Genomic DNA, 26,110 nt, shown 5'->3' with positions numbered 1-26,110 from the left:
TAAATATTTACATTTTTTCTATCACTTTTGGTGCTTCGCTGGGCAGGTGGGTGCTCTTGATGCGCCAAGGTTTGGGGTAGAGGTTATTAGCGCGGTTGCCGATGTTTTTAGCAGGACCAAGTGGTTGCCCCTGATAGGTAATGGTGACGATGCCGCGCGGGGTGTCGGCGGGCAGCACCAATGCCTCGCCGCGCAGGTATTGCAGCGCAGTAGGGAAGTCGACATCGACCTTGCTGCTGCCTGTTGGCAATTCGGCCTCGAGCACCTTCAGTTTAGAGTGGATAGTGGAAAGTGGAGAGTTTTTGGAAGAACTGTTAACTGTCAACTGTCCATTGTCCACTTTCTTACGCAGGGCGCAAACGAAGAGGCCCTCGCCACGGGTGATGCCGGGGATGAAACGATACACGGGCTGACTGAAGCCTGGCAGCAGCGAACCTGTGATGTGCCATGCTGGGTCAACAGGGATATCGAGCACTTCGGCCTCGTAGTTGTCGAGTATCCATTGGATATTCTCTTCGTTCTCCTTTGTATTAAATGTACACGTACTATATATTAATATACCGCCAGGATTCAAGCATTCCCAAGCGTCGGCCACAATCTCGCGCTGCAGTTGCCAGCATTTTTCTACGTGCTGCTGACTCCATTCGCTGATGGTAGCAGGATCCTTACGAAACATGCCTTCGCCTGAGCAGGGCACATCGCACAAAATAAAATCAAATTTGAGTTTAGCCTTGCGGAAATCGCGCGGGTAGTTGTTGGTGACTATATGATTAGCACCGCCCCATTTGGTGACGTTCTCCAACAGAATCTGTGCACGTGTGTTCATGGGCTCGTTGCTCACAAGCACGCAGTTGTCGGGCAGTTCATGGCGCAGAGCCGTAGATTTGCCTCCAGGTGCCGCACACAGGTCAAGGGCGAGTTGAGAGTTGAGAACTGAGAGGTGAGAGGTATGATTACTATGAACTGTAAACTGTCCACTGTAAACTGTCCTCAGCATGTGGGTGACGAACATTGAGGCGGCTTCCTGCACGTAGTAGCATCCGGCATGGAGTAGGGGATCGAAGGTGAACTGTGGTCTGTCAGCAAGATAGAAGCCCTCTTCGCACCAAGGCACCTGGTTGCCACCATCACCCATCACCTTTAATCCATCACCCACTCTTCGCCTATTCACACGAATAGAAACGGGCGCATCCTCATCGAATGCACCAAGATAGCGGTTGAAGCGCTCATCGCCCATGATACGGCGTGTCTCGTTTACAAAATCGGCTGGTAAATTGACCATGGATTTGAATTTTGTGGCAAAATTAAAAAAAATCTGAGAAAAAACGCTATCTTTGCAACTAATTATTGATTTGTAACGTCAAAAAGATGTAGAATTTAAAAACAAAGAGGATATGAAACAGTATTTAATCGCAATCGCCATGGTGCTCGCACTTAGTTCTAGCACAAGTGCAATAGCACAAAAGCATCGCCACACGCCTCGCACTGAGCAGGTGAGCGATACAGTAAAGCACAACCAAGATGCCATCGAGGCATACTCGGACACTACTGCTACTAACAACGCCAACGCTGACGACAACGACAACCACAGCGGCTACAGCCACCACGTGGTTTACGAGGGCGAAGACGCTGAGCGTGTGGTTAGTGGAATTTTTGGAGATATGGACGGCGCTGCCTTTATGGGCATGCTGATACCTATCCTGGCTATCGTATGTGTAGGATTCCTGTTGCCCGTTATCCTGGTACTGCTGGTGTTCTACTTTATTAATCGCAACCGCAAAGAGAAGTACCGTCTGGCCGAAATGGCTATCAAGAACGGACAGCCTATACCCGATGCGCTGCTGAAGGACAGTAAGAACGACGACTGGGACAGCACAAGCTATAATGCCGGCATCCGACAGATGTTTACAGGCGTGGGACTGGCCATCTTCCTGGGTATCATCATGGGCGATCTGGGCTTCGGTATCGGTGCGCTGGTGTTCTTTATCGGACTTGGTAAGTATGTCATTGCGCGCCAGGAGCGTAAGCAGGCTGATGATCTGAAGAATATGAACAATACTTTTGATAATAACACTAAAAACGAAGAATTATGAACAAGAAGTTAATGCGCTCTAACGACAGAGTGATAGCAGGTGTCTGCGGCGGAATTGCAGAGTATCTTGATTTTGATCCTGTGATGGTTCGTCTGGCTTATGCTTTTCTTACAGTCTGCACATGTTTTAGTGGAGTGATATTCTATATCATTTGCTGGATTGTAATGCCAGAGAGGAATCTGCTTGAACGTTGAAGAGTTGAAAAGTTGAAGATGGCAAGTATCAGCGATATAGCTCTAGTAAAACAGGTGACGGTGCTTCACAACAAGCATGCTTTCGACCAGCTTGTAAGGAAGTATCAGTCGCCTGTGCGTAGGTTCTTTCTGAACCAGACGCTGGGCGATGAGCAGTTGAGCGACGACTTGGCGCAAGAAACATTTATTAAGGCCTACGTGAATCTTAGTAAGTTTCGTGCCATGTCGAGTTTCTCTACCTGGCTGATGCGTATTGCCTACAACGTGTTCTATGATCAGGTGCGCGCTAAGCACCAGACGGATGATATCGAGGATTCTACAGCAGCCATGCGCCAGACAGCATCGGCAGGCGACTCGAACATCAAGATGGACATACACGCCGCGATGGCGCTACTAACCGCTAACGAACGCACTTGTATTACCCTGCAGCTCATAGATGGCTATGCTATCAACGAGATAAGCAATATAACCGGCATTGCTGAGAATACTGTTAAATCGCACTTGAAGCGAGGAAAGGAAAAAATGACTGACTATTTAAGAGAGAATGGATATGGAGGATAAGAATGATATCATGTTGAAGCAATTGTTTGAGCAGGCTGCGAAACAGCAGATTGCCGACAACGGGTTTACTGAGCGGGTGATGATGAATCTGCCAGAGGTGAAAGAGAGCCGTGTGCAATGCTTGGCTCGTATGTGGACGTTGTTCTGTCTGATAGTGGCAGTAGGCATATTCTGGCTTACCAGCGGATGGAATATCGTGGAAGGCTTTATGACGGGTGGAAAGCATATGCTGCTGAATGCCCTGGAGGTATTCCTCCTCACAGCACCAACAACCGAAATACAGGTTAATCCTTGGGTGATTTTGCTGCTGCTGGGCTTTGTATTGGTTTTCCTGCCTTATCAAACATTCCGTAAGTTGTCCGCAACACTTTGAATTCGGTGCGTCGGTTCATCTGGTGGCACATGTCTTGTTGTTCCTCAGGGAGCGTGTTGATAAACTCATCTGTGAGTACATCACCCTCCTTGAGGAATTCATATTTCTCGGCCACACGTGCTTTGATGAGCTTGGGGCGGCTCTCGCCATATCCTTTAGGTGTAAGGCGGTCGGGGGCTATGCCATTGGCAATGAGATAGGCCACCACGCTCTCGGCACGTTGCTGCGATAGGCGCTCGTTGTAGGCATCCGAACCGCGACTGTCGGTATGGGCCGATAGTTCTATGGTTACGTTGGGATTCTGATTCAGCAGCACCACCAGTTCGTCGAGTGCCGTTTTCGACTCTGGGCGAAGCGTGGCCTTATCAAAGTCGTAGAAGATATTCTCGATGAGTACAGGCGCAGAGATGTTGGCAAGGGGAAACTGGAGTACATACTCTTGCGAGGCCTTTACCGGTTCTACGCGCAATTGCTCCTGATGATTCAGATAACCCTTACAGGTGGCCAGCATCACGTAGTCAACACCCGGTTTGATTTCTTGTGTAAATGAGCCGTCGCCCCTGACGCTCAGTTTGAGGTTGGTGCCATCGTTGCCCACAATATAAACCTGGGCTGCCGGCAGTTCATAGCCATCCTGCTCATATATCCAGCCCTTAACTGTTTGTACTATCTCAGGATTAAAGAAACTATAGATATTGTCGAATCCTCGCAAATCGCCACGATTAGAGCAGAAGAAACCTTGATTGCGCTTACCCTCGAAGGTGATGCCAAAGTCGTCGCCCTGCGAGTTCAGCGGCCAGCCTGGATGGTTTATTTTGCGGCCGTCAGCTGCAAAATAAACATCCAAACCGCCAAAGCCAGGGTGACCGTTTGATGAGAAATAGAGGTCGCCATTGGGGCGGAAGGTGGGGAACATCTCGTCGCCAGGGGTGTTGATGGGGGCACCCAGATTCTCTACTGCGCCCACCTCAGTAGTGCTGAGCAGGCGGCAGCGCCAAAGGTCTAGTCCGCCCAGTCCGCCACTCATGTCGCTCACAAAATAGAGCCATTGTCCATCAGGACTCACGGCTGGGTGTGCGAAGCTCGACAGCGTGTCGTGCAGGATGACGAGCTCTTGAGGCTTGCTCCAGGCGGCATCGCTACGATGCGATACCATGATGCGGGCATAGCGCGGATAGTTAGGGTCAGTCTGGCATTGCGTCAGATACATGGTCTTGCCATCGGGCGAGAAGCAGCAAGCTCCCTCGTCGAAGGCGGAGTTCAGTTCTGAGGCGATGACCTGCGGTTTGCCCCATTTGCCTTTCTCGTCTTTCTGTGCGTAGAAGATGTCGGCACTCTTGGTGCCTGTAATGCCGCTGAGTTCGTCGCCCTGCGCCTGACTGCGTGTAGAGGTGAAATACAACTCATCGTCGGCATCGCCTGCCAGCATTGGTGAGTAGTCGTCGCGCCGCGAGTTAAACAGGTCCATCCTCTTAACGGTATAGGCCGAACCCTCTTTTTTCCACTCAGGCGCCTTCTGCGCCGATTCCAAACCTACTTTCGCCAACTTAAGGTTTCCACTCTCCACTGTCAACTGTAAACTGTCTACTGCAATTGCAAATTGCTTGGCAGCCTCTTTAAAATTGCCGTTGCGCATATATAGCTGTCCTAAGTACAAGTGGGTGAGCGAGTCGTCCTGATGATAGCGCACCACATTCTTGTAGGCGTTGATAGCCTTGTTGGTGTGGTTCAGCAGGCGATAGCACTCGGCCAGTTTCATGGCGCGCTTGCCACGCGTGTCGCGCTCCTTGTTGGGTGTTTGGGCATAAGCCTTGCGATACTGTTCGGCAGCATCGTAATACTCGCCAACAGCCCAGAACTTATCACCCTTTTTCACGGCCTGATCTGCTCCGCAACCGCCAAGCAGCAGACTACACATTATTATATATATATATGCTACGCAATTCTTCATACTATTATATAAACGAAAAAGCAGGCGTTTTATTGCCTGCCTTTTATTATTTCTCGTTGAGTGGTGCTCTGAACGTGCAACCTTCTTTCCAGCGGGAGCAGCCATAGGCTGTTTTGCCCTTGATAATGTGGCCTTGGCCACACAGCGGACAAACATCGCCCTCTTTCACGCTTGTGGCCTGCGCTTTGGGTGCTGCAGCCTTAGATTTGCGAGTGGTCTTGGCCTTGGGGGCAGACTCTGTCTTGGGCGACTTCACCTTCTTCAGGTCGGCATCCGATAATACCGTCACCCGTCGGTTGGTGCTATCGGTCATCACCTCATTCACAATCTCTGTCACCTGCTGCTTCAGTTCCTCGATAAACTGCTGGGCGTCATATTTCTTGTGCTCAATGTCGCGCAGTTTCTTCTCCCAGATACCTGTTAGTTCACAGCTCTTCAACAGTTCTTCGCGAATCAGGTCAATCAGCTCGATACCCGTAGGTGTGGCTATCAGGCGTTTGCGCTCGCGCTTGATGTAGTGTCGCTTAAAGAGCGTCTCGATAATGCCGGCACGACTTGATGGGCGCCCGATACCATTCTCTTTCATGGCAGCGCGTAGCGTCTCGTCTTCTACAAACTTGCCTGCCGTTTCCATCGCGCGCAGCAGCGAAGCCTCGTTATAGTAGGCGGGTGGGGTAGTCCACTTCTCAGTAAGCGTAGGCTTGTGGTCGCCACTCTCACCCTTCACAAATGTTGGCAGGGTGCGCTCCTCGTCGTCTTGTGTTTTCTTCTCCTCGCCTTCTTCCTCTTTCTGCACTTTTCCTTGAATAATTCGCCAACCTGGATCCAGAATCTCCTTACCCGTCACTTTGAACTCCACGGTCTCTTCTTTGCCCTGTGCAATCTCACCTGCTTGGGACGGGCTGGGGGAGGTTCCGCCCACCTCGCCAAGTACCGTTGTAGTAGAGAACTTGCAATCGGGCAGGAATACGGCGATAAATCGGCGTGCCACCAGGTCGAATACCTTCTTCTCCGCATCCGTCAGGTTCTGTGGTATCACACCTGTTGGGATGATGGCATGGTGGTCGGTCACCTTCGAAGTATCAAACACACGCTTGGTTTTCTTCAGCGTTTTGCCGCCGATGGGCTTGATAAACTCAGCGTAAGGCTGAACGCCGTCAAACTTCGTCTGATACAACCCATTGAGCGTTTGTGGGCACTTGGGGTAGATGTCATCCGATAGGTACTGCGTATCAACACGCGGATAGGTGGTATATTTCTTCTCGTAGAGGCTCTGAATAAGGTTAAGCGTCATCTCAGCCGAATAGCCGAACTTGCGGTTACAATCCACCTGCAGCGAGGTCAGGTCGTAGAGCTGTGGGGGCTGCTCTTTGCCCTCTTTCTTCTCTACTTTGGTTACCAGGAAAGGCTTGCCCTCGATGGTAGAAAAAGCCTGCTCGCCCTCCTCCTTGCTGGTGAATTTTCCTTTTGTGGCCGTAAAGGTGGTATCGCGATAAACGGTGGCCAAAACCCAGTAGGGCTCGGGCTTAAAGTTCTCTATCTCCTTCTGCCGGTTCACGATGAGCGCTAAGGTTGGCGTTTGCACACGACCGATGGACAGCACTTGGCGGTTCTGACCATACTTCAGCGTATAGAGTCGGGTAGCGTTCATGCCCAGCAACCAGTCGCCAATGGCGCGGCTCAGTCCTGCCAGATACAGCGGCTGGTAGTCGGTCTGATCCTTCAAACTGGCAAAGCCCTCCTTGATGGCCTCGTCGGTCATCGACGAAATCCACAGGCGCTTGACGGGGCAGGTAGCGTTGGCTTTCTGCATCACCCAGCGCTGAATCAATTCTCCTTCCTGGCCCGCGTCACCACAGTTCACGATGCCATCGGCCTTCTGCATCAGGCCCTCGATAATCTTAAACTGCTTCTCTATACCCTTGTCGTTGATGAGCTTAATGCCAAAACGCTGTGGTATCATAGGCAGTTGGGTGAGCGCCCAGGGTTTCCAGGCTTGTGTATAATCGCCGGGTTCCTTCAGCGTGCACAGGTGTCCGAAGGTCCACGTCACTTGGTAACCGTTGCCTTCCATGTAACCGTCGTGCGAGCTGTTGGCTCCCAGAATTCTTGCTATATCACGAGCTACACTTGGTTTCTCTGCTATACAAACTATCATGTTTATCTTTCTTATTTTGGATGCAAAGATAGTGTAAATCGGCCGAAATACCAAATTTTACACTTGTTATTAAACTTTTCGGGCGAATTTTCGTCATTAAAATATAGAAATCAATCACATTTATAATTTATATGAGAAAACTAATTATTATCACTATCCTCATGGCGATCACTACCATTGTGCGTGCTGAGTGCCGCAATGTTTTTGTAGAGATGGGTTATCAGCCTGCTCAGGTTGATGCCAAACTGAAAGAAGTATTCAACGACGTGTTCCGTGGCCCCAACAAAGTGTATTTTGAAGTGGGCGACTCGATGGGCTATGTGAGCGACATCAAGAACCACGATGCCCGTACCGAAGGCATGTCATACGGCATGATGATTGCTGTGCAGTTTGGCGAGAAAGACATCTTCGACCGTTTGTGGCGCTGGAGCAAGAAGTATATGCAGCATCAGAGCGGCAACCGCGAGGGCTATTTTGCCTGGAGTTGTAAGACCGATGGCACACGTAATGCTGACGGTGCTGCCAGCGATGGCGAATTATATTTCATCACGGCCCTGATTTTTGCCTCTAACCGTTGGGGCGACAACACAGGTATCAATTACAAGGCTGAGGCTCAGCGCATACTGAACTGCATCCAACCTAAGGAGTACACCCCAGAGCCTCGTCCAGCCGGATTCCCTGGCTTTGGTCCGCAGCAGCAGGGACCTCAGAAGATGTATCTCATCGACCCTGAAACCAAACTGATTACTTTTACCCCCGATGGTTTTGGCAACCGATATACTGACCCCTCGTATCATATCCCTGCCTTTTATGAGGTATGGGCCAAGTGGGCCGATGATGGGCGAGCCGACTACTGGCGCGCTTGTGCGCAGGCCAGTCGTGCCTTCCTGCACAAGGCCACACACCCTGTTACAGGTCTGAATGCCGATATGTGCCAGTATGATGGTAGCGAGATGCAGATGCCACGTTGGCCAGGCATGCCGCAACCCAAGCCAGGCGAAAAGCCTCGTCGTAATGGTAGCAACAACTTCCGCTACGATTCATGGCGCGTGCCCATGAATATCACGCTCGACTATGAGTGGAGTGGGGCAGATGCTGAGTGGCAGCGCGGCTATGGCGAGCGTATCCAGAACTTCTTCTACTCGCAGGGCGTCGACAAGTTTGTGGATCAGTATCGCCCCGACGGGTCACTCCCCGAGGAGAACGAGATTCTACAGGCAGGCGGTTTCCGCAAACTGCGCCACAGTATCGGACTGGTTAGTACGGTGGCTGCTGCCTCTATCATGTGCCAGCACGATAAGCGCAAGGAGTTTGTTGATGCGCTCTGGAATGCCAAGCACGAACCCTTTGAAGATGGCTATTTTGACGCATACTATGATGGTTTATTAAGATTGTTTGCTTTTATGCATCTAAGTGGAATCTATAGAGAAATTGTTCCGCAGTATTAAAGGAGGGGCCTCACCGTGATGGTGGGGCTTTTTCATTATTTTTAGGTATTGCGTGATTCCCTGAATAGTCGTACCTTTGCACCCGCTTTAAGAAAAGGAAAAAATACTAAGGTAAAGGGAGATTATAAATTTGGAATATATTATGCGCAAAAACAACACATCAAAATGGCTGTGCGCGCTGGTTGGACTTGCTTTTTGCAATCACACGATGGCACAGACCGATTTGCACGATTCTATCAATTTGCACGAAGTGAAAATTGTGGGTAAGACCAAGGCTCGCAAGATGCACGAGCAGGCTTACGCTATATCTGTGGTTGATCTGGCCACAAAATACCAAAGTGCTTCGGCGCTTAATCAGGTGCTCAATACTGTCACCTCTATCAAGATTCGCGAGGACGGTGGCTTGGGCTCAAACTATAGTTTCTCGATGAATGGCTTCTCTGGCAATCAGGTGAAGTTCTTTATCGATGGCATCCCCATGGACAATTTCGGTTCGTCGTTCAATCTGGCCAATATCTCTGCCAACATGGCCGACCGCATCGAGGTGTACAAGGGTGTGCTGCCTGTTTATCTGGGTAGCGATGCGCTGGGTGGTGCCGTCAACATCGTCACTCGCACCAATGCCAACTATCTGGATGCCACTTACTCTGTGGGCTCGTTCAATACCCATCGTGCTGCTGTGAATGGTGTTTACACTTCTCAGAGCGGATTTACGCTGCGTGCCAATGCATTTGCCAACTATTCTGATAATGATTATAAGGTATGGGCACCAATCGTTGATCTGGCTACCAACAAGCAGGAAGGCGACGCGTGGGTGCGCCGATTTAATGATGGCTATCAGTCGTACGGACTGAAGTTCGAAACAGGCGTGGTGCGCAAGTCGTGGGCCGACTACCTACTTGTAGGTATCATCGCTTCGGCTGATAAGCGTAATGTGCAGACAGGTGCCACCATGGATGCTGTGTATGGCGGTGTGAAGAACCGCAGCTGGAGCCTGATTCCCAGCGTGCGCTATAAGAAGAACGACCTGCTGCCAGGCCTCTCGCTCTCACTCTATGGCACCTACAGCATGGTTAATACCAGTAATGTGGATACCCTGGCGCGCCACTACAACTGGCGTGGTGAGTGGGTGAAGGCCAACTCGGCCGGCGAGGCTTACCTCACAGATGCCACCATCCGCGAGCGCCAGTGGCAGGCCAATGCCAATCTGAACTACGTCATCAACGACCATCACTCTGTGATACTCAACAATGTGTTCTCGGCCATCCGTCGTAAAAGCAACGACGAGATGTATCCCGATGATGAGATGAACAACGTGCCACAGCAGCTCACCAAGAATATCACCGGTCTGGGCTACCAGATACGCTATAACCGCTGGAATGCCAACGTGTTTGGTAAGATGTATCGCCTGTACAGCTCTACCAACAAGCTGATGGATCAGTTTACCGAGAACCAGCGCTGGGAGAAACTCTCCGACCGCAAGCAGCGCTACGGCTACGGTGCTGCCGCCACCTATTACATCCTGCCATCGCTGCAGGTGAAGGTGAGCTTTGAGCGCGCCTACCGTATGCCCGAAGCTGTTGAGATGTTTGGCGACGGACTGGTGCAGAAAGCCAACCCCGACTTGAAGCCTGAGAGCAGCAATAACCTGAATGCAGGACTGCTGTTCGACCAGACCTTTGGCGATCATCGCCTGCAGGCCGAGGTGAACTATATCTATCGCGACACCAAGGACTTTATCCTGAAGGGTGTGGCGCTGTTGAGTAATCCCACTACCAGCTACGACAATATCGGTAAGGTGCAGACACGCGGCCTCGAGGCTTCGCTGGGCTATGCCTACAAGCGCAACTTCCACATCAACGGCAATCTGACCTATCAGAATATCAAGGATAAGATGAAGTATCAGGAAACGCAGAATACCTACGTGGGCGATGGCATCAGCGAGAATATCACCTATGGACAGCGCCTGCCCAACATCCCTTATTTCTTTATGAACGGACATGCTGACTATCAGTTCTTCGACCTGGGCGCTAAGGGCAACAGCCTCTCGCTCAACTACGATGTGCAGTACATCCACGACTACTATCTCTCGTTTACCGGTCTGGGTGCTAAGGCCACCAAGAAGGTGATCCCCGAGCAGCTGAGCCACAGCGTTTCGGTAGGCTATAGTCTGTGCGATGGTCGCTACAGCGTGGTGGCCGAGTGCGACAATCTGACTAACGCTAAACTGTACGACAACTATCGTCTGCAGAAGCCTGGTCGCTCATTCAACGTTAAGTTCCGTTATTTTATAAGTAAATAAAACTCAGTAAGTTATGAAAAATTGCTTTAGAAATTCTATCATATTGGCCGCTATGGCCGTAGGTGTTCTGACAGCGTGCGAAGACGACCTGGCTGCCGAGCAGGAAACACCTAACGCCCCCTATATTCTGAGTCTGGGCGTAACATCAAATGGCAACACCACCTACTATGTGGTTTCTACCGACAATCTGATGGAGGGTACCATTAATGCCGTGGGCAAAGGCATCGAGCAGAATGGCTATCACGACTACCAGCAGGGCAGCAACAGCATCTTCTGCATCGGTGGTCTGGGCCTCACCAATGCTACTGCTGTGGTGCGTGGTGCCGACGGATTGCTGAAGGAGCAGGGCGAGTTTGTGTTCGACAACTCGCTGAGCGGTTTCTGTCAGGTGGATGATCGCACGATGGTGGGTCTCGAACTCCCCGTCAACAAAGAGAGTGGCTCGCAGCTCACCTTCTATACCGTTGATGCTCAGAGCGCAGCCATCCTGGATAAGAACGCCAGCACCACGGTTGACCCTATCGACCGCCTGGACTGGCCCTCTGTCACAGGCATGATGTATAGCGGCGGCAATCTTTACGTCACTTATACCCCTATGAACAGTCTTACCTTCGAGACGGCTTATACCGATACTTGTTTCGTGGCTGTTTATAGCTATCCTGATATGAAGTTTGTTGAGTTAATGAAAGATACCCGCATGGGTCCTGGTGGCTCGTGGGGGGCTTACAATGGCCTGATGAAGGACGAGCAAGACAATCTGTATGTGATGTCGAACTCGGCCCTCTCGAATGGCTATTCGCAGAGCACTAAGCATGCTGGTTTCTTGCGTATTAAGAAAGGCGCCACAACGTTTGATGCCGACTACTTCTTTGATTTCGAAGCTGCCACAGGCGGCTTGAAACCAGCCCACGTGGCTTATGTTGGTAATGGTCTTGTGTTTGCCGAGGTGAGCACGCTCAACCCACAGACAGCCAACGACCGCTGGGGCGATAAGAGCCTGAAGTGCTGCATCATCGATCTGGTAAACCAGACGGTAACCGATATTGACGGCATCCCCGTACATAATGGTAATGGTGGTCGCCGCTTTGCTTACCTGCACGAGGGCGGCTATGTTTATCTGCCCGTTTCCACCCCCGATGGTGTGTACATTTATCGTACAGATATTGCCACAGCCCGTGCTGAGCGTGGTGCCCGCGTATCAACCTCATTTGTTGGTGGATTTTTCCGCTTGTAATTTTTGAGTGAGTTAGCAGGAGTTAAACTGGAGTTATAGGGAGTTAGCAGGCGTTAGCTCCCTTTTTTTGTTGCATCATTTTGTTGTTAAAATTATTAAATTATTTTGCAAGTTGCAGGAAATGTCGTATTTTTGTTGCCGCAAGGAACTAAATAATCAGAAAAAGATGACGAAATGAAACGTAAAACTTGCAAACTGAAAATGCTTTTTGTGATGGCTGCATGCGGTTTGTGCACCACGGTTGCAGCGCAACAAAAAGACAATGACACCGACTGGATGAAAGATCTTTCCAGCCGAATCACTCTGAATGGTTATGCTCAGGGCGGTTGGAGCTATCAAGATCCAAACGGCGTGAAAACCAATGCTTACAACCTGAAACGAACGTTGCTATGGGCCAAGGCCAAGATCACCGACAGATGGTCGTTCCTGTTTATGCACGACTTCTCGAGCGTGGTGCAGGAGTTCTACACCGACTATCGTGTGAGTAATGGCAACGAGCTTACTGTGAGGTTAGGCCAGTTTAAACACTCCTACACGATGGAGAATCCCTTGAGCCCCACGCAGTTGGAGCTGGTGGATGTCTATTCGCAGGCGGTGCTCTATCTGGCTGGCGAAGGTCCCGATCCGCTTAATGGTGTGAACTATGGTCGCGACATGGGACTGGAGGTTTACGGCGATCTGGCTCAGGGTGTGCTTCACTACGAACTGGCCCTGATGAGCGGACAAGGTATCAACCGTAAGGACCTGAACAATCAGAAGGATTTTATTGCTAAGCTCGAACTGCGCCCCATGCCGGGCTTCCGCGTGGTGGCATCAGGCTATCTGGGCACGGGCAATGCTGTGGGCGTGGCTAAGTGGAACCCCGACATCAACGTAGGTGACAATTACAAGCGCAACCGCTATAGTGTGGGTGCTGAGTATAAGACGCAGGCCTACACAGGCAGCAAGTACAAGGAGGCTCGTCCGGCCTCAATCCGTGCCGAGTGGTTGGGCGGACAGGATGGCAATGTGGGCAGCCGCGGTGGCTACGTCACCACCTGCATCCCCGTGGTCGATGCCCTCGACATCGTGGCCAGCGGCGAAACCTTCGACCGCAACACCAAGGTAGAAGGCTGGGATCAAACCAATCTCACCATCGGCCTGCAGTACTGGTTCTATAAGAAGTGCCGCATGCAGCTGCAATACACCCGCTGCCTGTGTGGTGATCATATTAGTAGTAAGGATTATAATTGGCTGCAGGCGCAGATGCAGGTGGCATTTTGAAGAATTGAAAAATTTAAGAATTGAAGAATTGAAATGGTAATAAAGATATTATTTACAGTTATATTTCTGGTTGTGATGATTGGGGTGGGGCTCTACACCCGTAAGCAGGCCAGTAGTGTTGATGGTTTCGTGCTGGGCGGTCGTGCCGTGGGTCCATGGCTCACAGCCTTTGCTTTCGGAACAAGTTATTTCTCGGCTGTGGTCTTTGTGGGCTACGCTGGTCAGTTCGGTTGGAAATACGGACTCTCTTCTGCCTGGATAGGCATTGGCAATGCCATCATTGGCTCGCTCCTGGCATGGCTCTTGTTGGGGCGCCGCACCAAACTGATGACGCAGCATATCGAGAGTCGCACCATGCCCGATTTCTTCGGCACCCGTTTCAATGATCAGGGTTTGCGTGTGGCAGCATCTATCATCGCCTTTGTGTTTCTGATTCCCTATACCGCGGGTGTGTATAAAGGCATCTCTACGCTTTTCGAGATGGGGTTTGGCATCCCCTATGAGTTCTGTGTGATTGTGATGGCCATCCTCACCGCCGTTTATGTGATTCTGGGCGGTTATAAGGCCACGGCAATGAACGACTTCATCCAGGGTATCATCATGCTGTTTGGTATTGTGGCCGTTATTATTGCTGTGCTCAATGTGCAGGGCGGTCTCAGCGTGGCTGTAGATAAGTTGGCAGCGATGCCTGCCGACGACGACCACACCGTCAACGGCGGCTTTGCCACACTCTTTGGCCCTGACCCCTGGGGCTTGTTGGGTGTCGTGGTGCTCACATCCCTTGGCACCATGGGATTGCCGCAGATGGTAGGTAAGTTCTATTCCATCACCGACGAGAGTGCCATCAAGCGCGGCACCGTCATCTCTACTGTCTTTGCCTTCATTGTGGCTGGTGGCTGTTATTTCCTGGGTGGCTTCGGTCGTCTGTTCGGCATGCCTCCTGTATTGCCCAATGGCAAGTTGGCTTTCGATTCTATTGTCCCCTCCATGCTGGTCACATTGCCCGATGTGCTCATCGCCCTCGTGGTGCTGCTGGTGCTTTCGGCCTCTATGTCAACCCTAGCATCGCTAGTGCTCACATCCAGCTCTACCATGACGCTCGACCTTATTTATCGTGATAAGAAATCGCTGCCCGGCGAGGTTGAAGAGGGTGAGATTAATGATATCGTGTCCGAGAAGATAGAGCGCCGCAAGGTTGTAGTGATGCGCGTGCTCATCATGTTCTTCATAGCCATCTCGCTGCTCATCGCCCTCAATCCGCCCACGTTTATTGCGCAACTCATGGGTATCTCGTGGGGTGCGCTGGCAGGTGCCTTCCTGGCGCCGTTCATGCTGGGTCTCTACTCCAAGCGTGTCACCACCATGAGCGTGTGGGCCTGCTTCGTGTGGGGTGTGGGGCTCACGGTTGTCAATATGCTGGCGGGCAATCCCATCAACCCCATCAACTGCGGTGCCATCGCTATGGTGGGCGGTTTTCCCGTGGTGTGGATAGTCAGTCTGTTCACCCGTCAGATGTCGCAGGGCCGTGTTGATGCCATCTTTGAGTGTTACAATAATAAACAATAAAAAAAAGTATTTTTAATTTATGAAGAAATCTGTTTTAACCGTAGCTTTACTGAGTGTTGCCATCACCCTGATGGCTGCTTGCACAAGCAAGCCCAAGGCCGACAATCCCGCCTCAGCAGCTGTCGAGGCTGTAGAGGTGGCCGCCGAGGGTGAGTTGGCACCCGATTTTGAATTGCCCAATCTGCAGGGCACCACCACCAAACTGTCGTCGCTGCGCGGCAAGTATGTGGTGCTCGATTTCTGGGGCTCATGGTGCATCTGGTGCATCCGTGGCATCCCCCACATGAAGGAGGCCTATGCCAAGTATAAGGACAAGATGGAGATACTGGGTGTTGACTGTCGCGACACAGAAGAGAAGTGGCGTGCCGCTGTGGATGAGCACCAGCTGCCCTGGTTGCAGGTGCGCTGCCCCAACGAGCAGTTGCAGACCATCGCCGCGCAGTATGGCATCGAGGGCTTCCCCACCAAGATTGTCATTGACCCTCAAGGCAAAATCGCCAAGATTATCGTAGGTGAAGATCCCGCTTTCTACACCTACCTGGCCGAGCTCTTTAAGTAGTAAAAATCAGGCACAATAAAATCCCCGTCAGTTTATTCGCTGGCGGGGATTAATGTGTTTTAATAGGCGTGGTCGTCGGAGTGGAGTTCTTCTTTGGTAAGCTTCTTGCTGTCGATGGCGCGCCAGGCGTAGATGATGTAGGCCAGCACGAAGGGGACAAGCAGGGAAACCCAGAACATGGTGCGCAGGGTGAACTCGCTGGAGCAGGAGTTGGCTAGCGTGAGCGACGACTGCAGGTCGGCGGTAGAGGGGTAGTAGGCGGTGTTGTTCCAGGCTGAGCAGAGCAGCAGGGCCAGTACGGTGAGCACGGTGCCGATGCCTGCAGGCCAGATGCCGCCCACATAACTCTTAGAGAAAATGGTCTTGCCGATGCCGTAGAGCACCATCAGCACGCCCATGAGCAGCACTACCAGCAGATACCACATCTCCAAGAAATTGTTGAGATATTTGTAAGGCTCCATGTAGATGACGCCCTCGGCATTGTAAGCAAATCCGTCCTTGAGCAGCACGTGGGCCAGATAGGCCACAAACAGTACCAGGAAGGGTACGGCGGCACCTACCAAGCGTACGCTGCCACGCGAGCGGATGTCCTCGTCGGCCACATTGTTCATCACGTAGAGAATGCCCAGCACGCGTGCCAGGAATACTACAGCAAAGCCCAATACCAGTACCCAGGGATTGAGCAGGGCGTCGAGGCCGTGAGAGGCGTTGGCCCAGCGACTGATGATGGGCGTGATGGCGCCAGCATCAATCATGTTGTTCTTGGCCACGATGAAGTTGGAACCCTCGAAGAAGGTGGCCACAGCGCCGCCTAGCAGCAGCGGACCAACGATACCGTTTAATGTAAGGAAGAACTGGAACGTCTTGGGCCCCAGTATGTTGCCAATCTTATTCTGAAACTCGTAGCTCACAGCCTGCAGCACAAAGGTGAAGAGGATGATCATCCACAGCCAATAGGCACCGCCAAACGAGGTGCTGTAGAACAGGGGGAACGAGGCGAAGAACGCACCACCGAAAGTGACGAGTGTGGTGAACGTGAACTCCCACTTGCGACCGGTAGAGTTGTACACCAGTCGGCGCCCCTCTTCGGTGTAGCCTAATGAGCGTGCTACTGAATTGGCACCCTGAACAAATAACAGGAAAACCAGAAGTGCTCCCAACAACGAAACGATGAAGCACCAATAATGTTGCAAAAATTCGTATGTCATACGGCGGGTCCTTTCTTAATTTGCTTGAGTAAGATGTTGATTTCTACAGCCAGCATGGTGGTGAAGAGTATGAGGAAGAGGAAGAACGTGGTGATGACGCTCGACGACTGCAGATCGCTCACAGCCACCCATGTGGGCAGCATGTCCTGAATGGTCCAGGGCTGACGTCCGAACTCGGCCACCAGCCAGCCGCACTCCGAACCGATGTAGGCCAGCGGGATGAGGGCGATGGCCAGCCAATAGTGCCAGGCGGGTAGGGTGGTGATGTCGCGCTTGCCAAAAAGGAACTTGGGCCAGCGATAGCTCACGGCCAGGATAACGGCAAAGAAGGCGATGAAGAGGCAACCTACGCCAACCATGATGCGGAATGCCCAGAAATTAACGGCTACCGGTGGCACCAGCTGGCTCTTGTCCTTCACGTAACCATATCCAAAAAACTTAATATTTGAATTGAGAATGGATAATTGACGGTTGATAATGGAGTCGGGCGCGCCGTCGGCTTTGGCCTTGCGATAGGCTGCCAGCGCAGCGATGGCTTTCTTGCCGCGTGCTATCTTCTCGTCGGCACTAGGCTCAGTTTTTCCATCGGGGGTGGTATAGCCGTTCAGCAGGTCGTTGATGCCAGGCACGTAGCCCTGAGGGTCGTTGGTGGCCATGATGCTCAGGCCGTAAGGTATCTCGATACCCTCTACCAGCTTGAGTCCCTGCTCTGTGCCGCCATCGTAGAGTGCCTCCATGGCGGCCAGCTTCATCGGTTGCACCTCGGCCACGTCCATACCACTCTTATGACCTGTAGCCGCTGCCAGAAGCGCTGCCACCAAGCCCACGCCTGCGCCTATCTTCATGCTCTCGAGTGCCAGGCGCGTGTGGCGTTTCTTCATCAGATACCAGCAGCACACGCCCACGCAGAAGATGGCGCCGATGATCCATGACGAGGTGATGGTGTGACAGAATTTTGATACGGCAAAGGGCGAGAGTGCCACATCGGCAAAGCTCACCATCTCATTGCGCATCGTGTCAGGATTGAACTCGCAACCCACGGGATACTGCATCCAGGCATTAGCCACCAGAATCCACCAGGCTGAGATGGTGGCACCAAGACCGGTGAGCCAGGTAGAAGCCAGATGGAATCCGGCCGACACCTTCTGCCAACCAAAGAACATCACAGCCACAAACGTGCTCTCCATAAAGAAAGCCACGATGCCCTCTACGGCCAATGGTGCACCAAAAATGTCGCCTACAAACCAGGAGTAGTTGCTCCAGTTGGTGCCAAACTCAAACTCCAGGATGATGCCCGTGGCCACACCCATGGCAAAGTTGATGCCGAAGAGTTTCTGCCAGAACTTGGCCGACTCTTTCCAGAAGTCGTCTCTAGTCTGATAATACTTTGTTTCCACGATTCCCATGATCACCGCCAAACCCAGCGTCAGGGGAACGAAGAGCCAGTGGTAGATGGCCGTAAGTGCAAATTGGGCTCTCGACCAGTCGATCGTACCAGCATCGATGTTAAGAATTAGGTTTTGTAACATATCATTTAATGTTTAATGTTTAATCTTTAATGTCCAACAGCTGTGTGGCCACGAATTCAGCCTCATTGCCCTGCGCGTGCTCTTTCAGGAAATTGGGAAAGAAGAACACCTTGAGCACCGCGAAGATGATAAACAGCTTGATGAGTATGATGGCCCAAAGCGTCTTGCCAAGCGTCATCGAGCGAAACCCATCGTAATAAAGATGGAACACTTTGCAGAAAAAGTTGTTCTTAGCCATATAGATATCGCATAAAATGTTGGGGCAAATATACATTATTTATTTTTTATCGCCAAATATATGGGGCTGAAAGTGATAAAATTGGTCGAAAAGTCGCTAATTTTCCAATTTTTAATGTTGCTTAAGTGTTTGAAACACAAAATTTTTTGTTATTTCGTTGAAATAACTTAAATTTGCACCCGAAAATTATTAGAATGCGTTATGAATAAGAAAGTATTAATAAGTCTGATTGTAGTAATTCTTGTGTTGTGTGGCGCCGCTGCCTGGTTGTTTTTGAGTCTGCAGGAGCAGAAGCAGGTGGTACAGGATATGGAGGAGCTGGCCGAACTCGACAAACAGGAGATGGAGAATGAATATGAGCGTTTCACCATGCAGTACAGCGAGATGAAAACGCAGATTAATAATGACTCTATCATCGCTCAGCTGACTGAAGAGCAGATGAAGACTCAGAAGCTGCTGGAGGAGTTGAAGCAGGTGAAGGCCAGCGATGCCCGCGAGATAGCCCGACTGAAGAAGGAGCTGGCTACCGTGCGCGAGGTGCTGCGCGATTATGTTTATCAGATTGACTCGCTGAACCGTCTGAATGAGAATCTGAAGGCAGAAAACAGCCGTGTAAATGCCGAGCTCTCTGAGCGCAATGCCCAGGTGGCCGGTTTGAACAGCGAGAAGGCTTCTCTCTCCGAGAAGGTGGCAATTGCTGCCCAGCTTGATGCCACAAACATCCAGATGCAGATTCTGGGTAAGAACGGCAAGACAGCCAAGAAACTGAAGGACTGCAAGCAGATGCGCGTGAGCTTCAGCATCACCAAGAACGTGACTGCTGCTAACGGCAACCGCACCGTGTATGTGCGCATCCAGAACCCTGGCGGCAACACGCTGAGCGGTGGCGGCTCGTTTGCCTACGAGAACCGCAACATCGAGTGCTCGGCTAAGAAAGTGATTGAATATACAGGCGAGGAGACGCCTGTCACCGTATATTGGAATACTACCCAGATGCTGGAAGCCGGCGACTACCGCGTAAGCATCTTTGTGGATGGCAACATGATTGGAACGAAGACGTTTAGTTTTAATAAGTGATATGATGAAAAAAACTTTTGGAGTGTGGTTGCTTCTGATGGCTGTGCTGCCTGCTTCGGCTCAAAAAGTGCGTGTGAGCGACGGCACGTCGGGGACGCGCATATTGAGCTTGGATAGCTGTAGGCAGATGGCGCTGAGGAACAACAAACAGCTAGGTATTTCTAAACTTAAACAGGATGTGGCCGAGAATGCTCGCAAGTCGGCTCGCACCAAGTACCTTCCCCACGTGAGTGCTATAGGTACCTACGAGTTTACGAGCGAGGAGGTGTCGATCCTTAATGATGGGCAGAAGGCTGCCTTGGGCGGTCTTGGTACTTTTGTTGGTGGTACCCTGCAAAGCACTTTAGGCTCGCTGGTTGCCACTTTGCCGCCTGCTGCCCAAATGCAGATGGCGCAGGATATGGCCAAGGTAACAGAGGGCTTGAACCAGAGGGGGCAGAATATCGTTGATGCCTTCCGTACCGATACCCGTAACATCTTTGCAGGTTCTGTTGTGGTAACTCAGCCTGTATTTATGGGTGGTGCTATTGTGGCTATGAATAAGATGGCCGACATAGGAACAGAGATGGCTAAGAACTCGATGGATGCCCGCCGCCATGCCACGTTGTATCAGATAGATCAGGCTTACTGGCAGGTGGTTTCGCTCCATCATAAAAAGGCTTTGGCCGAGAGTTATCTCCAGCTTGTTAAGAAGTTTGATAGCGATGTACATAAAATGATCGACGAGGGCGTAGCTACACGTAGCGACGGACTGAGCGTGGATGTAAAGGTGAACGAGGCTGAAATGACCCTGACGAAGGTGAACGACGGCTTGGTGCTCTCGCGCATGTTGCTCAATCAGTTGTGCGGTCTGCCCTTGAACGAGCCTGTTGTCCTGCAGGACGAGCAGGCTGAGAATATAGCGGTAGTAGAGCTTACGCCGCAGTTGGATGTGGAACGTGCTGTGGCACATCGTCCTGAGCTGAAGCTTTTACAGAATACCGTTGACCTGAGTAAGCAGGCCACCAACGTGCTCAAAGCCGGCAACTTGCCTCAGGTGGCGTTGATGGGTGGCTATGCTGTCAGCAACCCTAACGTGATGAACGGTTTCGAGAAGAAATTCGCAGGTTTCTGGCATGTGGGCGTTATCGTTCGTGTGCCTATCTGGAACTGGGGCGATGTGATGTATAAGGTACGTGCCTCGAAAGGGGCCACCGCCATCGCAACCCTCGAACTCGACGAAGCCCGTGAGAAAATTGAACTTCAGGTTAACCAAACCACCTTTAAGGTTGACGAGGCTAACAAGAAACTAACCATGGCTCAGAAGAACATCCAGCGTGCCGATGAGAATCTTCGTACCGCTAACCTGGGATTCCAGGAGGGTGTTATCAGCCCTACTGTGGTGATGGAGGCTCAGACGGCTTGGCTGCAGGCTCAGTCTCAGAAAATTGATGCAGAAATTGATGTTAAACTGAGTCAGGTTGACCTTCAGAAGGCACTTGGCACGCTTGACATTGAATAACAAATATTGAACATAAAGATTTTAGATATTATGACAGAACAAGCTAAACGCCAGCATAACAACATACTGCTTGCTATTTTAGGTTTTGCTACAGTTGTGGTTATCGTGGCATTGATTGGATTCTTTGCGCTGGATCGTGATCCAGACATTATCCAGGGACAGGTAGAGGTTACAGAGTACCGTGTATCTAGCAAGGTGCCAGGTCGTATTCTTGAACTTCGCGTAAAAGAGGGCGACTATGTTAAGGTGGGTGATACACTTGCTATACTTGATGCCCCTGAGGTGCGTGCCAAGATGGAACAAGCCCAAAGCGCCGAGAGCGCCGCTGCGGCTTTGGAGTTGAAGGCTCAGAATGGTGCTCGCAAAGAGCAGATTCAGGGTGCTTTCTCTGTTCTTCAGCAGGCTAAGGCAGGACTTGAGATTGCAGAGAAATCTTACAATCGTGTGCAGCGCCTGTTCGACGAGGGCGTGATGAGTGCCCAGAAGCGAGACGAGGCTTTTGCCAATTATAAGGCCATGGAGGCTCAGGTAAAAGCTGCTCAGAGCCAGTATGATATGGCTGTGAATGGTGCACGTCGCGAGGATAAGATGGCTGCTGCTGCTCAGGTGGGGCGTGCCCGTGGTGCCGTGCAGGAGGTTAACTCTTATATTCACGAGACGGTTCAGGTGGCCCAGATGGAAGGCGAGGTTTCTGATGTTTATCCAAAGGTAGGTGAGTTGGTTGGTACTGGTTCGCCCATCATGTCGATAGCTGTGATGCAGGATCTCTGGGGTACATTCAATGTGCGCGAGGATCAGCTGAAAGGTATGCAGATGGGTAGTGAGGTGAACGCCTATGTGCCTGCGTTCGATAAAATCATCAAGATGAAGGTTTACTACCTGAAAGATCAGGGTTCATATGCCGTGTGGAAGGCCACCAAGGCTAATGGTCAGTACGACCTGAAAACCTTTGAGGTTAAAGCCCGTCCGGTTGAGAAGATGGAAGGCTTGCGCCCTGGCATGAGCTTGATTATTAAGGATTGAAGGCCTCGATTAAGTGAGAGCAAAGCCAAGCTTGCTTGAGCTATGCCGAACGTGAGAGGACTCAATACGAAGTATTAAAAATTGAAGAGTTGAAGAATTGAAGTACTTAGCTTTGATATGGGAGATAGCTTTGCGTGAGATGAAGATTCTGAAAAAGAATCCCATGTATGGCTTCTGTATGGTGGTTTTTCCGCTGTTGACGATGGTGTTTTTTACATCGCTGCTCGACGATGGCCTGCCGCAGGACTTGCCTGTGGGCGTGGTTGATCTCGATAATACCTCAACTACCCGTGCGCTCACCCGCAAGTTGGATGGTTTCCAGAACTCGCGGGTAGTGGCTCATTTCCAGTCGGTTGCCGAGGCGCGTCATGCCATGCAGGAAAACGAGATCTACGGTTTCCTGTATTTCCCAAAAGGCACTACCAGCAGTCTGATGGCGGCTCGTAGGCCCAAGATATCGTTTTATTATAGTAATGTGTCGCTGTCGGGCGGTTCGATGGTGATGAAAGATCTGAAGACCGTTTCCACCCTTGGTTCAGCAGCTGTAGGTATGGCCACGTTGCGTGCTAAAGGCGCTACCGACAAGCAGATTCAGGCTTTTTTGCAACCCATCCGTATCGACCTGCATCAGGTGGCCAATCCTTGGTCAAACTATAATGTGTATCTCTCTACCGTGTTTGTGCCTGGTGTGATGATGCTCTTTATGTTTCTGATATCCGCCTATTCGTTGGGCATGGAACTGAAGTTTAATCGTGGTAAGGAGTGGATCGAAAAGGCCGATGGTAAGATAGTTGTAGCCATCATTGGTAAGTATCTGCCTCATATATTGGTATTCTTGCTGCTGATGTTTTTCTACCAGTTCTACATCTATCATGTGCTCCATTTTCCACACGTAGGCGGTTGGATGATGGTAGTCCTCCTGTCTTTACTTGGCGTGTTTGGGTCTATCGGATTCGGTATCTTTGCTTTTGGCCTGATGCCTTCGTTGCGCATGTCCATGAGTATCTGTTCGTTGTGGGGCGTTCTTAGTTTCTCGCTGGCGGGTTCTGCTTTCCCGGCTATGGGTATGGATGCTCCTCTGCAGGCGCTCACGTGGCTATTCCCGTTGCGCCATTATTATATGCTATTCCAGATAACGGTATTTAATGGCTATCCGCTTATTGATGCCTGGTTCCATCTGGTAGCGCTGATAGGTTTCACGCTGATGCCTTGGTTTGTTATCAGTAAGATTAAAAATGCTATGCTCACTTATGTCTATATTCCATAAAATCATACAGGCTTTAAATGATGCCGCTTATATCTGGCGACAGGAGTTCAAGCAGGTGCTTCGCGACGAGGGCGTGCTGATTTTCTGTGTCATTGTGCCTTTGGTTTATCCGCTGCTTTACTCGTGGGTTTATAATAATGAGACCGTTCGCGAGGTGCCTGTAGTAGTGGTTGATATGTCGCATTCGCATCAGTCGCGCCAGTTTATCCGCATGTGCGATGCTTCGCCCGATGTGAAGGTGATCAGTCATGCATTAGACTTAGACGAAGCAAAAAGCTTAGTGAGTCGGCAGGTAGCAAAGGGTATCTATTATATTCCCGAGGATTTTGCCACGAAGCTGAATCGCATGGAGCAATCCACCATTAGCGTGTATTGTGATATGGCGCTGATGCTTACCTATAAAGCTATTTATCAGACGGCGATGGCTGTGAGCACCAAGATGGGTGCGCAGATGCAGGTGGCGCTGGCTGGCAACTATACTGCCCGTGAAGATGTGATAACTGTGAGCCCGCTCGAAGTAGAGGAGGTGCCGATGTTTAATCCCCAAGGTGGTTATGGTACATCGGTTTTGCCTGCCGTGCTGATGCTGATTATCCAGCAGACGTTGGCGCTTGGCATCGGACTGGCTGCCGGTACGGCTCGCGAGTCAAATCCTGATGGCGATCTGGTACCTGCTCATCCCGCTTATTCGGGCATCTATCGTATCGTAGGTGGTAAAGCGCTTTGTTATCTGATGGTGTATGCTGTTATGGGCACTTATCTGGTAGCGGTGGTGCCAAAGCTGTTTGGTTTTATGCAGTTGGCTCCTTGGCAGAATCTGATGGCTCTCATGGTGCCTTATCTGTTGGCCTGTGTCTTCTTTGGCATGACGGTTTCGTGCATGGTGCGCTATCGCGAGAATGTGATTCTGCTGATGGTGTTCATCTCGTTGCCGTTGCTGTTCCTGACGGGTGTTTCGTGGCCGCAAAGCAATATTCCTGGTGCATGGCAGGGCGTGTCGTGGATTTTCCCCAGTACTTTTGGTGTCAGAGCCTATCTGCGATTAAACAGTATGGGCGCCAGTATTGGTGATGTTACTTTCGAGTTGCGCTGTCTTTGGGTTCAGGTGGCTTTCTATTTTGGTATGGCGTGCCTGGTATATGGTCATCAGTTGCGTGAGACGCGCCGGCATTTACACTTAACGGATTAGGATTATGAGAAAGTGGTTGGTCATCGCATTAGTTTGTTTCGCCACCTGCCTCAAGGCGCAGGAGGTGGAGAAGGCTGCGCTGCTGCCTGATACAACATTCTCGTTGCCACCGATGACGTATTGCGGCACTATCGCTACCTTTCCTTATATCGGTAGCACTTTCGCCAGTCTGGGCAACTGGGAGTTGCATCCCGGACTCAACGCGTCGTTTTCGGCAGCAGCCATCTTCGGACTGGGCAGTCATGCCAGCAGCGGTTTTTCCAATAGCGCCGCTGTGATGTATGCCGGACAGTTGATGCCTAAGCTCTCGTTCTCGATAGGTGGCTATAGCTCGTTCCTCGACTATGGGCGCCACCAGATGCGTGATGCCGGACTCACGGCGATGCTCAACTATCGCTTTGATGAGCATTGGGAGGCAGGCATTTTTGCACAGAAGTCGATGATGCACCCCCGCATGCCGCTGCAGAACATGTGGTGGCTGGGCGATGATTTTGGCGACAAGATAGGCGCCACGGTAAAATATAACGTGAATCTCAACTTCAGTTTCCAGCTGAGTGTGTGGAATCAGCGAAATAGTTTTGATAACAGATGGTAAAAAGATATTTTATTTGGTTGAGTTATGATGGCACCAACTATCATGGATGGCAGGTGCAGCCCAACGGCATTTCCGTTCAGGGCGAGCTGCAAAGGGTGCTCTCAACCTTACTCCGACAGGATATTAGTATTACGGGCGCAGGTCGTACGGATGCAGGTGTGCATGCCCGTGTGATGGCGGCACATTTTGACATCTCCTCTGATCCCGCGAATGAGAGGGCAGCTATCGACTGTCAGCAGTTGGCGTATAAGATGAACCGCATGCTGCCTCAGGATATCGTGGTTGATAGGATTGAGGAGGTTTCGCTTGATATGCATGCCCGCTTCTCGGCCACCGAGCGCACGTACCATTATTATATACACACGCGTAAGGACCCCTTCCTGCGCCATTATTCGTGCGAGATTCATTATCCGCTGGATTTCGAGGCGATGAACGAGGCTGGTCGTATTCTCATCACCTATGAGGATTTTGGTGCATTCTGCAAGGCGCATTCCGATGTGAAGACCACGCTCTGCCACGTCACCCGTGCCGAATGGATACAAACGGGCGACACGTCCTGGTATTTTGTGATCACGGCCAATCGCTTCCTGCGCAATATGGTGCGTGCTGTGGTTGGCACATTGGTTGATGTGGGCCGCGGCCGACTGTCGCTCGATGAGTTTCGTGGTGTGATAGAGGGCAAGCGCCGCAGCGATGCTGGCGACTCGATGCCCGGCAACGCGCTGTTCCTCGAAGACGTGAAATACTGATTTAATTGATAATTGACGATTGATAATTGAGA

The 26,110-nt window shown here is 51.1% G+C and carries 22 protein-coding genes and 1 pseudogene; 17 read left to right on the top strand and 6 right to left on the bottom strand.

The features are described from left to right. Nucleotides 1-7 precede the first annotated feature (7 nt). A complete protein-coding gene (locus tag T360_RS15545; RefSeq protein ID WP_036929630.1) occupies nucleotides 8-1,282 on the bottom strand; it encodes an SAM-dependent methyltransferase in 1,275 nt (424 codons plus the stop codon). Between the two features lie 112 nt (nucleotides 1,283-1,394). On the opposite strand from T360_RS15545, the gene T360_RS15890 reads away from it, so the two are divergent. Genes T360_RS15890 through T360_RS16095 form a run of 4 tightly spaced genes read left to right on the top strand, consistent with a single transcriptional unit; the run spans nucleotide 1,395 to nucleotide 3,221 of the window. Beyond that, entirely contained in the window at nucleotides 1,395-2,093 is a 699-nt protein-coding gene (locus tag T360_RS15890; RefSeq protein WP_155949594.1) for a DUF6249 domain-containing protein, read from the top strand. Then, the gene (locus T360_RS0113950; RefSeq protein ID WP_036929628.1) at nucleotides 2,090-2,287 is read left to right on the top strand and encodes a PspC domain-containing protein; all 198 of its coding nucleotides are present in this window, start codon (nucleotides 2,090-2,092) and stop codon (nucleotides 2,285-2,287) included. Before T360_RS15890 ends, T360_RS0113950 begins: the two co-directional genes overlap by 4 nt. Before the next feature lie 18 nt (nucleotides 2,288-2,305). Beyond that, a complete protein-coding gene (locus tag T360_RS0113945; RefSeq protein ID WP_028913322.1) occupies nucleotides 2,306-2,848 on the top strand; it encodes an RNA polymerase sigma factor in 543 nt (180 codons plus the stop codon). After that, the gene (locus T360_RS16095; protein WP_197019325.1) at nucleotides 2,838-3,221 is read left to right on the top strand and encodes a DUF5056 domain-containing protein; all 384 of its coding nucleotides are present in this window, start codon (nucleotides 2,838-2,840) and stop codon (nucleotides 3,219-3,221) included. Before T360_RS0113945 ends, T360_RS16095 begins: the two co-directional genes overlap by 11 nt. On the opposite strand, the gene T360_RS15535 is transcribed toward T360_RS16095, so the two are convergent. Both T360_RS15535 and T360_RS0113935 read right to left on the bottom strand, forming a co-directional pair. Then, nucleotides 3,133-5,172, bottom strand: coding sequence for an OmpA family protein (locus T360_RS15535; protein ID WP_036929626.1), 2,040 nt, complete (start codon nucleotides 5,170-5,172; stop codon nucleotides 3,133-3,135). The two genes, T360_RS16095 and T360_RS15535, sit on opposite strands and share 89 nt — an antisense overlap. A 46-nt stretch (nucleotides 5,173-5,218) precedes the next feature. Next, nucleotides 5,219-7,330 carry a DNA topoisomerase 3 gene (locus T360_RS0113935; RefSeq protein WP_028913321.1) on the bottom strand — a complete coding sequence of 704 codons (2,112 nt, stop codon included), beginning with the start codon at nucleotides 7,328-7,330 and terminating at the stop codon, nucleotides 5,219-5,221. A 131-nt stretch (nucleotides 7,331-7,461) separates the two neighbouring features. Between T360_RS0113935 and T360_RS0113930 the strand changes: the two genes are divergently transcribed. From T360_RS0113930 to T360_RS0113905, 6 genes and pseudogenes are all read left to right on the top strand, one after another. Continuing rightward, nucleotides 7,462-8,778 carry a glycosyl hydrolase family 8 gene (locus tag T360_RS0113930; protein ID WP_028913320.1) on the top strand — a complete coding sequence of 439 codons (1,317 nt, stop codon included), beginning with the start codon at nucleotides 7,462-7,464 and terminating at the stop codon, nucleotides 8,776-8,778. 142 nt (nucleotides 8,779-8,920) lie between these two features. Continuing rightward, nucleotides 8,921-11,080, top strand: coding sequence for a TonB-dependent receptor (locus T360_RS15530; protein WP_036929622.1), 2,160 nt, complete (start codon nucleotides 8,921-8,923; stop codon nucleotides 11,078-11,080). Nucleotides 11,081-11,093: 13 nt separating this feature from the next. Next, complete coding sequence (locus T360_RS0113920; protein WP_028913319.1) at nucleotides 11,094-12,314, top strand: DUF4374 domain-containing protein; 1,221 nt, start codon at nucleotides 11,094-11,096, stop codon at nucleotides 12,312-12,314. A 174-nt stretch (nucleotides 12,315-12,488) separates the two neighbouring features. Beyond that, nucleotides 12,489-13,577, top strand: coding sequence for a hypothetical protein (locus T360_RS0113915; protein WP_051523583.1), 1,089 nt, complete (start codon nucleotides 12,489-12,491; stop codon nucleotides 13,575-13,577). Between the two features lie 33 nt (nucleotides 13,578-13,610). Beyond that, nucleotides 13,611-15,143 carry a sodium:solute symporter gene (locus T360_RS0113910; protein WP_028913317.1) on the top strand — a complete coding sequence of 511 codons (1,533 nt, stop codon included), beginning with the start codon at nucleotides 13,611-13,613 and terminating at the stop codon, nucleotides 15,141-15,143. 124 nt (nucleotides 15,144-15,267) lie between these two features. Further along, nucleotides 15,268-15,702, top strand: a pseudogene (locus T360_RS0113905) (peroxiredoxin family protein); the annotation flags it as partial. Between the two features lie 59 nt (nucleotides 15,703-15,761). On the opposite strand, the gene T360_RS0113900 reads toward T360_RS0113905, so the two are convergent. From T360_RS0113900 to T360_RS0113890, 3 genes are read right to left on the bottom strand one after another with little or no spacing between them, the layout of a single operon-like run. After that, nucleotides 15,762-16,910 carry a cytochrome d ubiquinol oxidase subunit II gene (locus T360_RS0113900; RefSeq protein WP_028913315.1) on the bottom strand — a complete coding sequence of 383 codons (1,149 nt, stop codon included), beginning with the start codon at nucleotides 16,908-16,910 and terminating at the stop codon, nucleotides 15,762-15,764. Beyond that, nucleotides 16,907-18,439 carry a cytochrome ubiquinol oxidase subunit I gene (locus tag T360_RS0113895; RefSeq protein WP_028913314.1) on the bottom strand — a complete coding sequence of 511 codons (1,533 nt, stop codon included), beginning with the start codon at nucleotides 18,437-18,439 and terminating at the stop codon, nucleotides 16,907-16,909. Before T360_RS0113895 ends, T360_RS0113900 begins: the two co-directional genes overlap by 4 nt. Nucleotides 18,440-18,458: 19 nt before the next feature. After that, nucleotides 18,459-18,677 carry a DUF4492 domain-containing protein gene (locus T360_RS0113890; RefSeq protein WP_028913313.1) on the bottom strand — a complete coding sequence of 73 codons (219 nt, stop codon included), beginning with the start codon at nucleotides 18,675-18,677 and terminating at the stop codon, nucleotides 18,459-18,461. A gap of 201 nt (nucleotides 18,678-18,878) precedes the next feature. On the opposite strand from T360_RS0113890, the gene T360_RS0113885 reads away from it, so the two are divergent. From T360_RS0113885 to truA, 7 genes are all read left to right on the top strand, one after another. Continuing rightward, nucleotides 18,879-19,754, top strand: coding sequence for a hypothetical protein (locus T360_RS0113885; protein WP_028913312.1), 876 nt, complete (start codon nucleotides 18,879-18,881; stop codon nucleotides 19,752-19,754). A 4-nt stretch (nucleotides 19,755-19,758) separates the two neighbouring features. Continuing rightward, nucleotides 19,759-21,255: a TolC family protein gene (locus T360_RS0113880; RefSeq protein WP_028913311.1), complete on the top strand. Its 1,497-nt coding sequence runs from the start codon at nucleotides 19,759-19,761 to the stop codon at nucleotides 21,253-21,255. 30 nt (nucleotides 21,256-21,285) lie between these two features. Then, nucleotides 21,286-22,278: an HlyD family secretion protein gene (locus tag T360_RS0113875; protein ID WP_028913310.1), complete on the top strand. Its 993-nt coding sequence runs from the start codon at nucleotides 21,286-21,288 to the stop codon at nucleotides 22,276-22,278. 97 nt (nucleotides 22,279-22,375) lie between these two features. After that, complete coding sequence (locus tag T360_RS0113870; protein ID WP_036929620.1) at nucleotides 22,376-23,545, top strand: ABC transporter permease; 1,170 nt, start codon at nucleotides 22,376-22,378, stop codon at nucleotides 23,543-23,545. Next, nucleotides 23,529-24,734 carry an ABC transporter permease gene (locus T360_RS15525; RefSeq protein WP_051523582.1) on the top strand — a complete coding sequence of 402 codons (1,206 nt, stop codon included), beginning with the start codon at nucleotides 23,529-23,531 and terminating at the stop codon, nucleotides 24,732-24,734. The genes T360_RS0113870 and T360_RS15525 overlap by 17 nt, the downstream gene beginning before the upstream one ends. Before the next feature lie 4 nt (nucleotides 24,735-24,738). Continuing rightward, on the top strand, nucleotides 24,739-25,329 hold the full coding sequence (locus tag T360_RS15520) for a hypothetical protein (protein ID WP_051523581.1): 591 nt from the start codon (nucleotides 24,739-24,741) through the stop codon (nucleotides 25,327-25,329). Next, nucleotides 25,323-26,078, top strand: a complete 756-nt coding sequence (gene truA / locus T360_RS0113855) for a tRNA pseudouridine(38-40) synthase TruA (protein WP_028913308.1) — start codon at nucleotides 25,323-25,325, stop codon at nucleotides 26,076-26,078. Before T360_RS15520 ends, truA begins: the two co-directional genes overlap by 7 nt. Nucleotides 26,079-26,110 lie beyond the last annotated feature (32 nt).

It is taken from the genome of Prevotella sp. MA2016 (assembly GCF_000619825.1).
In the GTDB taxonomy this organism is placed as follows: Bacteria; Bacteroidota; Bacteroidia; order Bacteroidales; family Bacteroidaceae; genus Prevotella.
This window is presented reverse-complemented; position numbering and strand designations above follow the sequence as displayed.

Coding starts and splice junctions, on each gene's coding strand:
- truA (WP_028913308.1), top strand. CDS start 25,323: ATGGTAAAAAGATATTTTATTTGGTTGAGTTATGATGGCACCAACTAT.
- T360_RS0113895 (WP_028913314.1), bottom strand. CDS start 18,439: ATGTTACAAAACCTAATTCTTAACATCGATGCTGGTACGATCGACTGG.
- T360_RS0113945 (WP_028913322.1), top strand. CDS start 2,306: ATGGCAAGTATCAGCGATATAGCTCTAGTAAAACAGGTGACGGTGCTT.
- T360_RS0113900 (WP_028913315.1), bottom strand. CDS start 16,910: ATGACATACGAATTTTTGCAACATTATTGGTGCTTCATCGTTTCGTTG.
- T360_RS0113885 (WP_028913312.1), top strand. CDS start 18,879: ATGAATAAGAAAGTATTAATAAGTCTGATTGTAGTAATTCTTGTGTTG.
- T360_RS0113875 (WP_028913310.1), top strand. CDS start 21,286: ATGACAGAACAAGCTAAACGCCAGCATAACAACATACTGCTTGCTATT.
- T360_RS0113950 (WP_036929628.1), top strand. CDS start 2,090: ATGAACAAGAAGTTAATGCGCTCTAACGACAGAGTGATAGCAGGTGTC.
- T360_RS0113880 (WP_028913311.1), top strand. CDS start 19,759: ATGAAAAAAACTTTTGGAGTGTGGTTGCTTCTGATGGCTGTGCTGCCT.
- T360_RS0113915 (WP_051523583.1), top strand. CDS start 12,489: ATGAAACGTAAAACTTGCAAACTGAAAATGCTTTTTGTGATGGCTGCA.
- T360_RS15525 (WP_051523582.1), top strand. CDS start 23,529: ATGTCTATATTCCATAAAATCATACAGGCTTTAAATGATGCCGCTTAT.
- T360_RS0113890 (WP_028913313.1), bottom strand. CDS start 18,677: ATGGCTAAGAACAACTTTTTCTGCAAAGTGTTCCATCTTTATTACGAT.
- T360_RS16095 (WP_197019325.1), top strand. CDS start 2,838: ATGGAGGATAAGAATGATATCATGTTGAAGCAATTGTTTGAGCAGGCT.
- T360_RS0113935 (WP_028913321.1), bottom strand. CDS start 7,330: ATGATAGTTTGTATAGCAGAGAAACCAAGTGTAGCTCGTGATATAGCA.
- T360_RS15530 (WP_036929622.1), top strand. CDS start 8,921: ATGCGCAAAAACAACACATCAAAATGGCTGTGCGCGCTGGTTGGACTT.
- T360_RS15520 (WP_051523581.1), top strand. CDS start 24,739: ATGAGAAAGTGGTTGGTCATCGCATTAGTTTGTTTCGCCACCTGCCTC.
- T360_RS15535 (WP_036929626.1), bottom strand. CDS start 5,172: ATGAAGAATTGCGTAGCATATATATATATAATAATGTGTAGTCTGCTG.
- T360_RS0113930 (WP_028913320.1), top strand. CDS start 7,462: ATGAGAAAACTAATTATTATCACTATCCTCATGGCGATCACTACCATT.
- T360_RS15890 (WP_155949594.1), top strand. CDS start 1,395: ATGAAACAGTATTTAATCGCAATCGCCATGGTGCTCGCACTTAGTTCT.
- T360_RS0113920 (WP_028913319.1), top strand. CDS start 11,094: ATGAAAAATTGCTTTAGAAATTCTATCATATTGGCCGCTATGGCCGTA.
- T360_RS0113910 (WP_028913317.1), top strand. CDS start 13,611: ATGGTAATAAAGATATTATTTACAGTTATATTTCTGGTTGTGATGATT.
- T360_RS15545 (WP_036929630.1), bottom strand. CDS start 1,282: ATGGTCAATTTACCAGCCGATTTTGTAAACGAGACACGCCGTATCATG.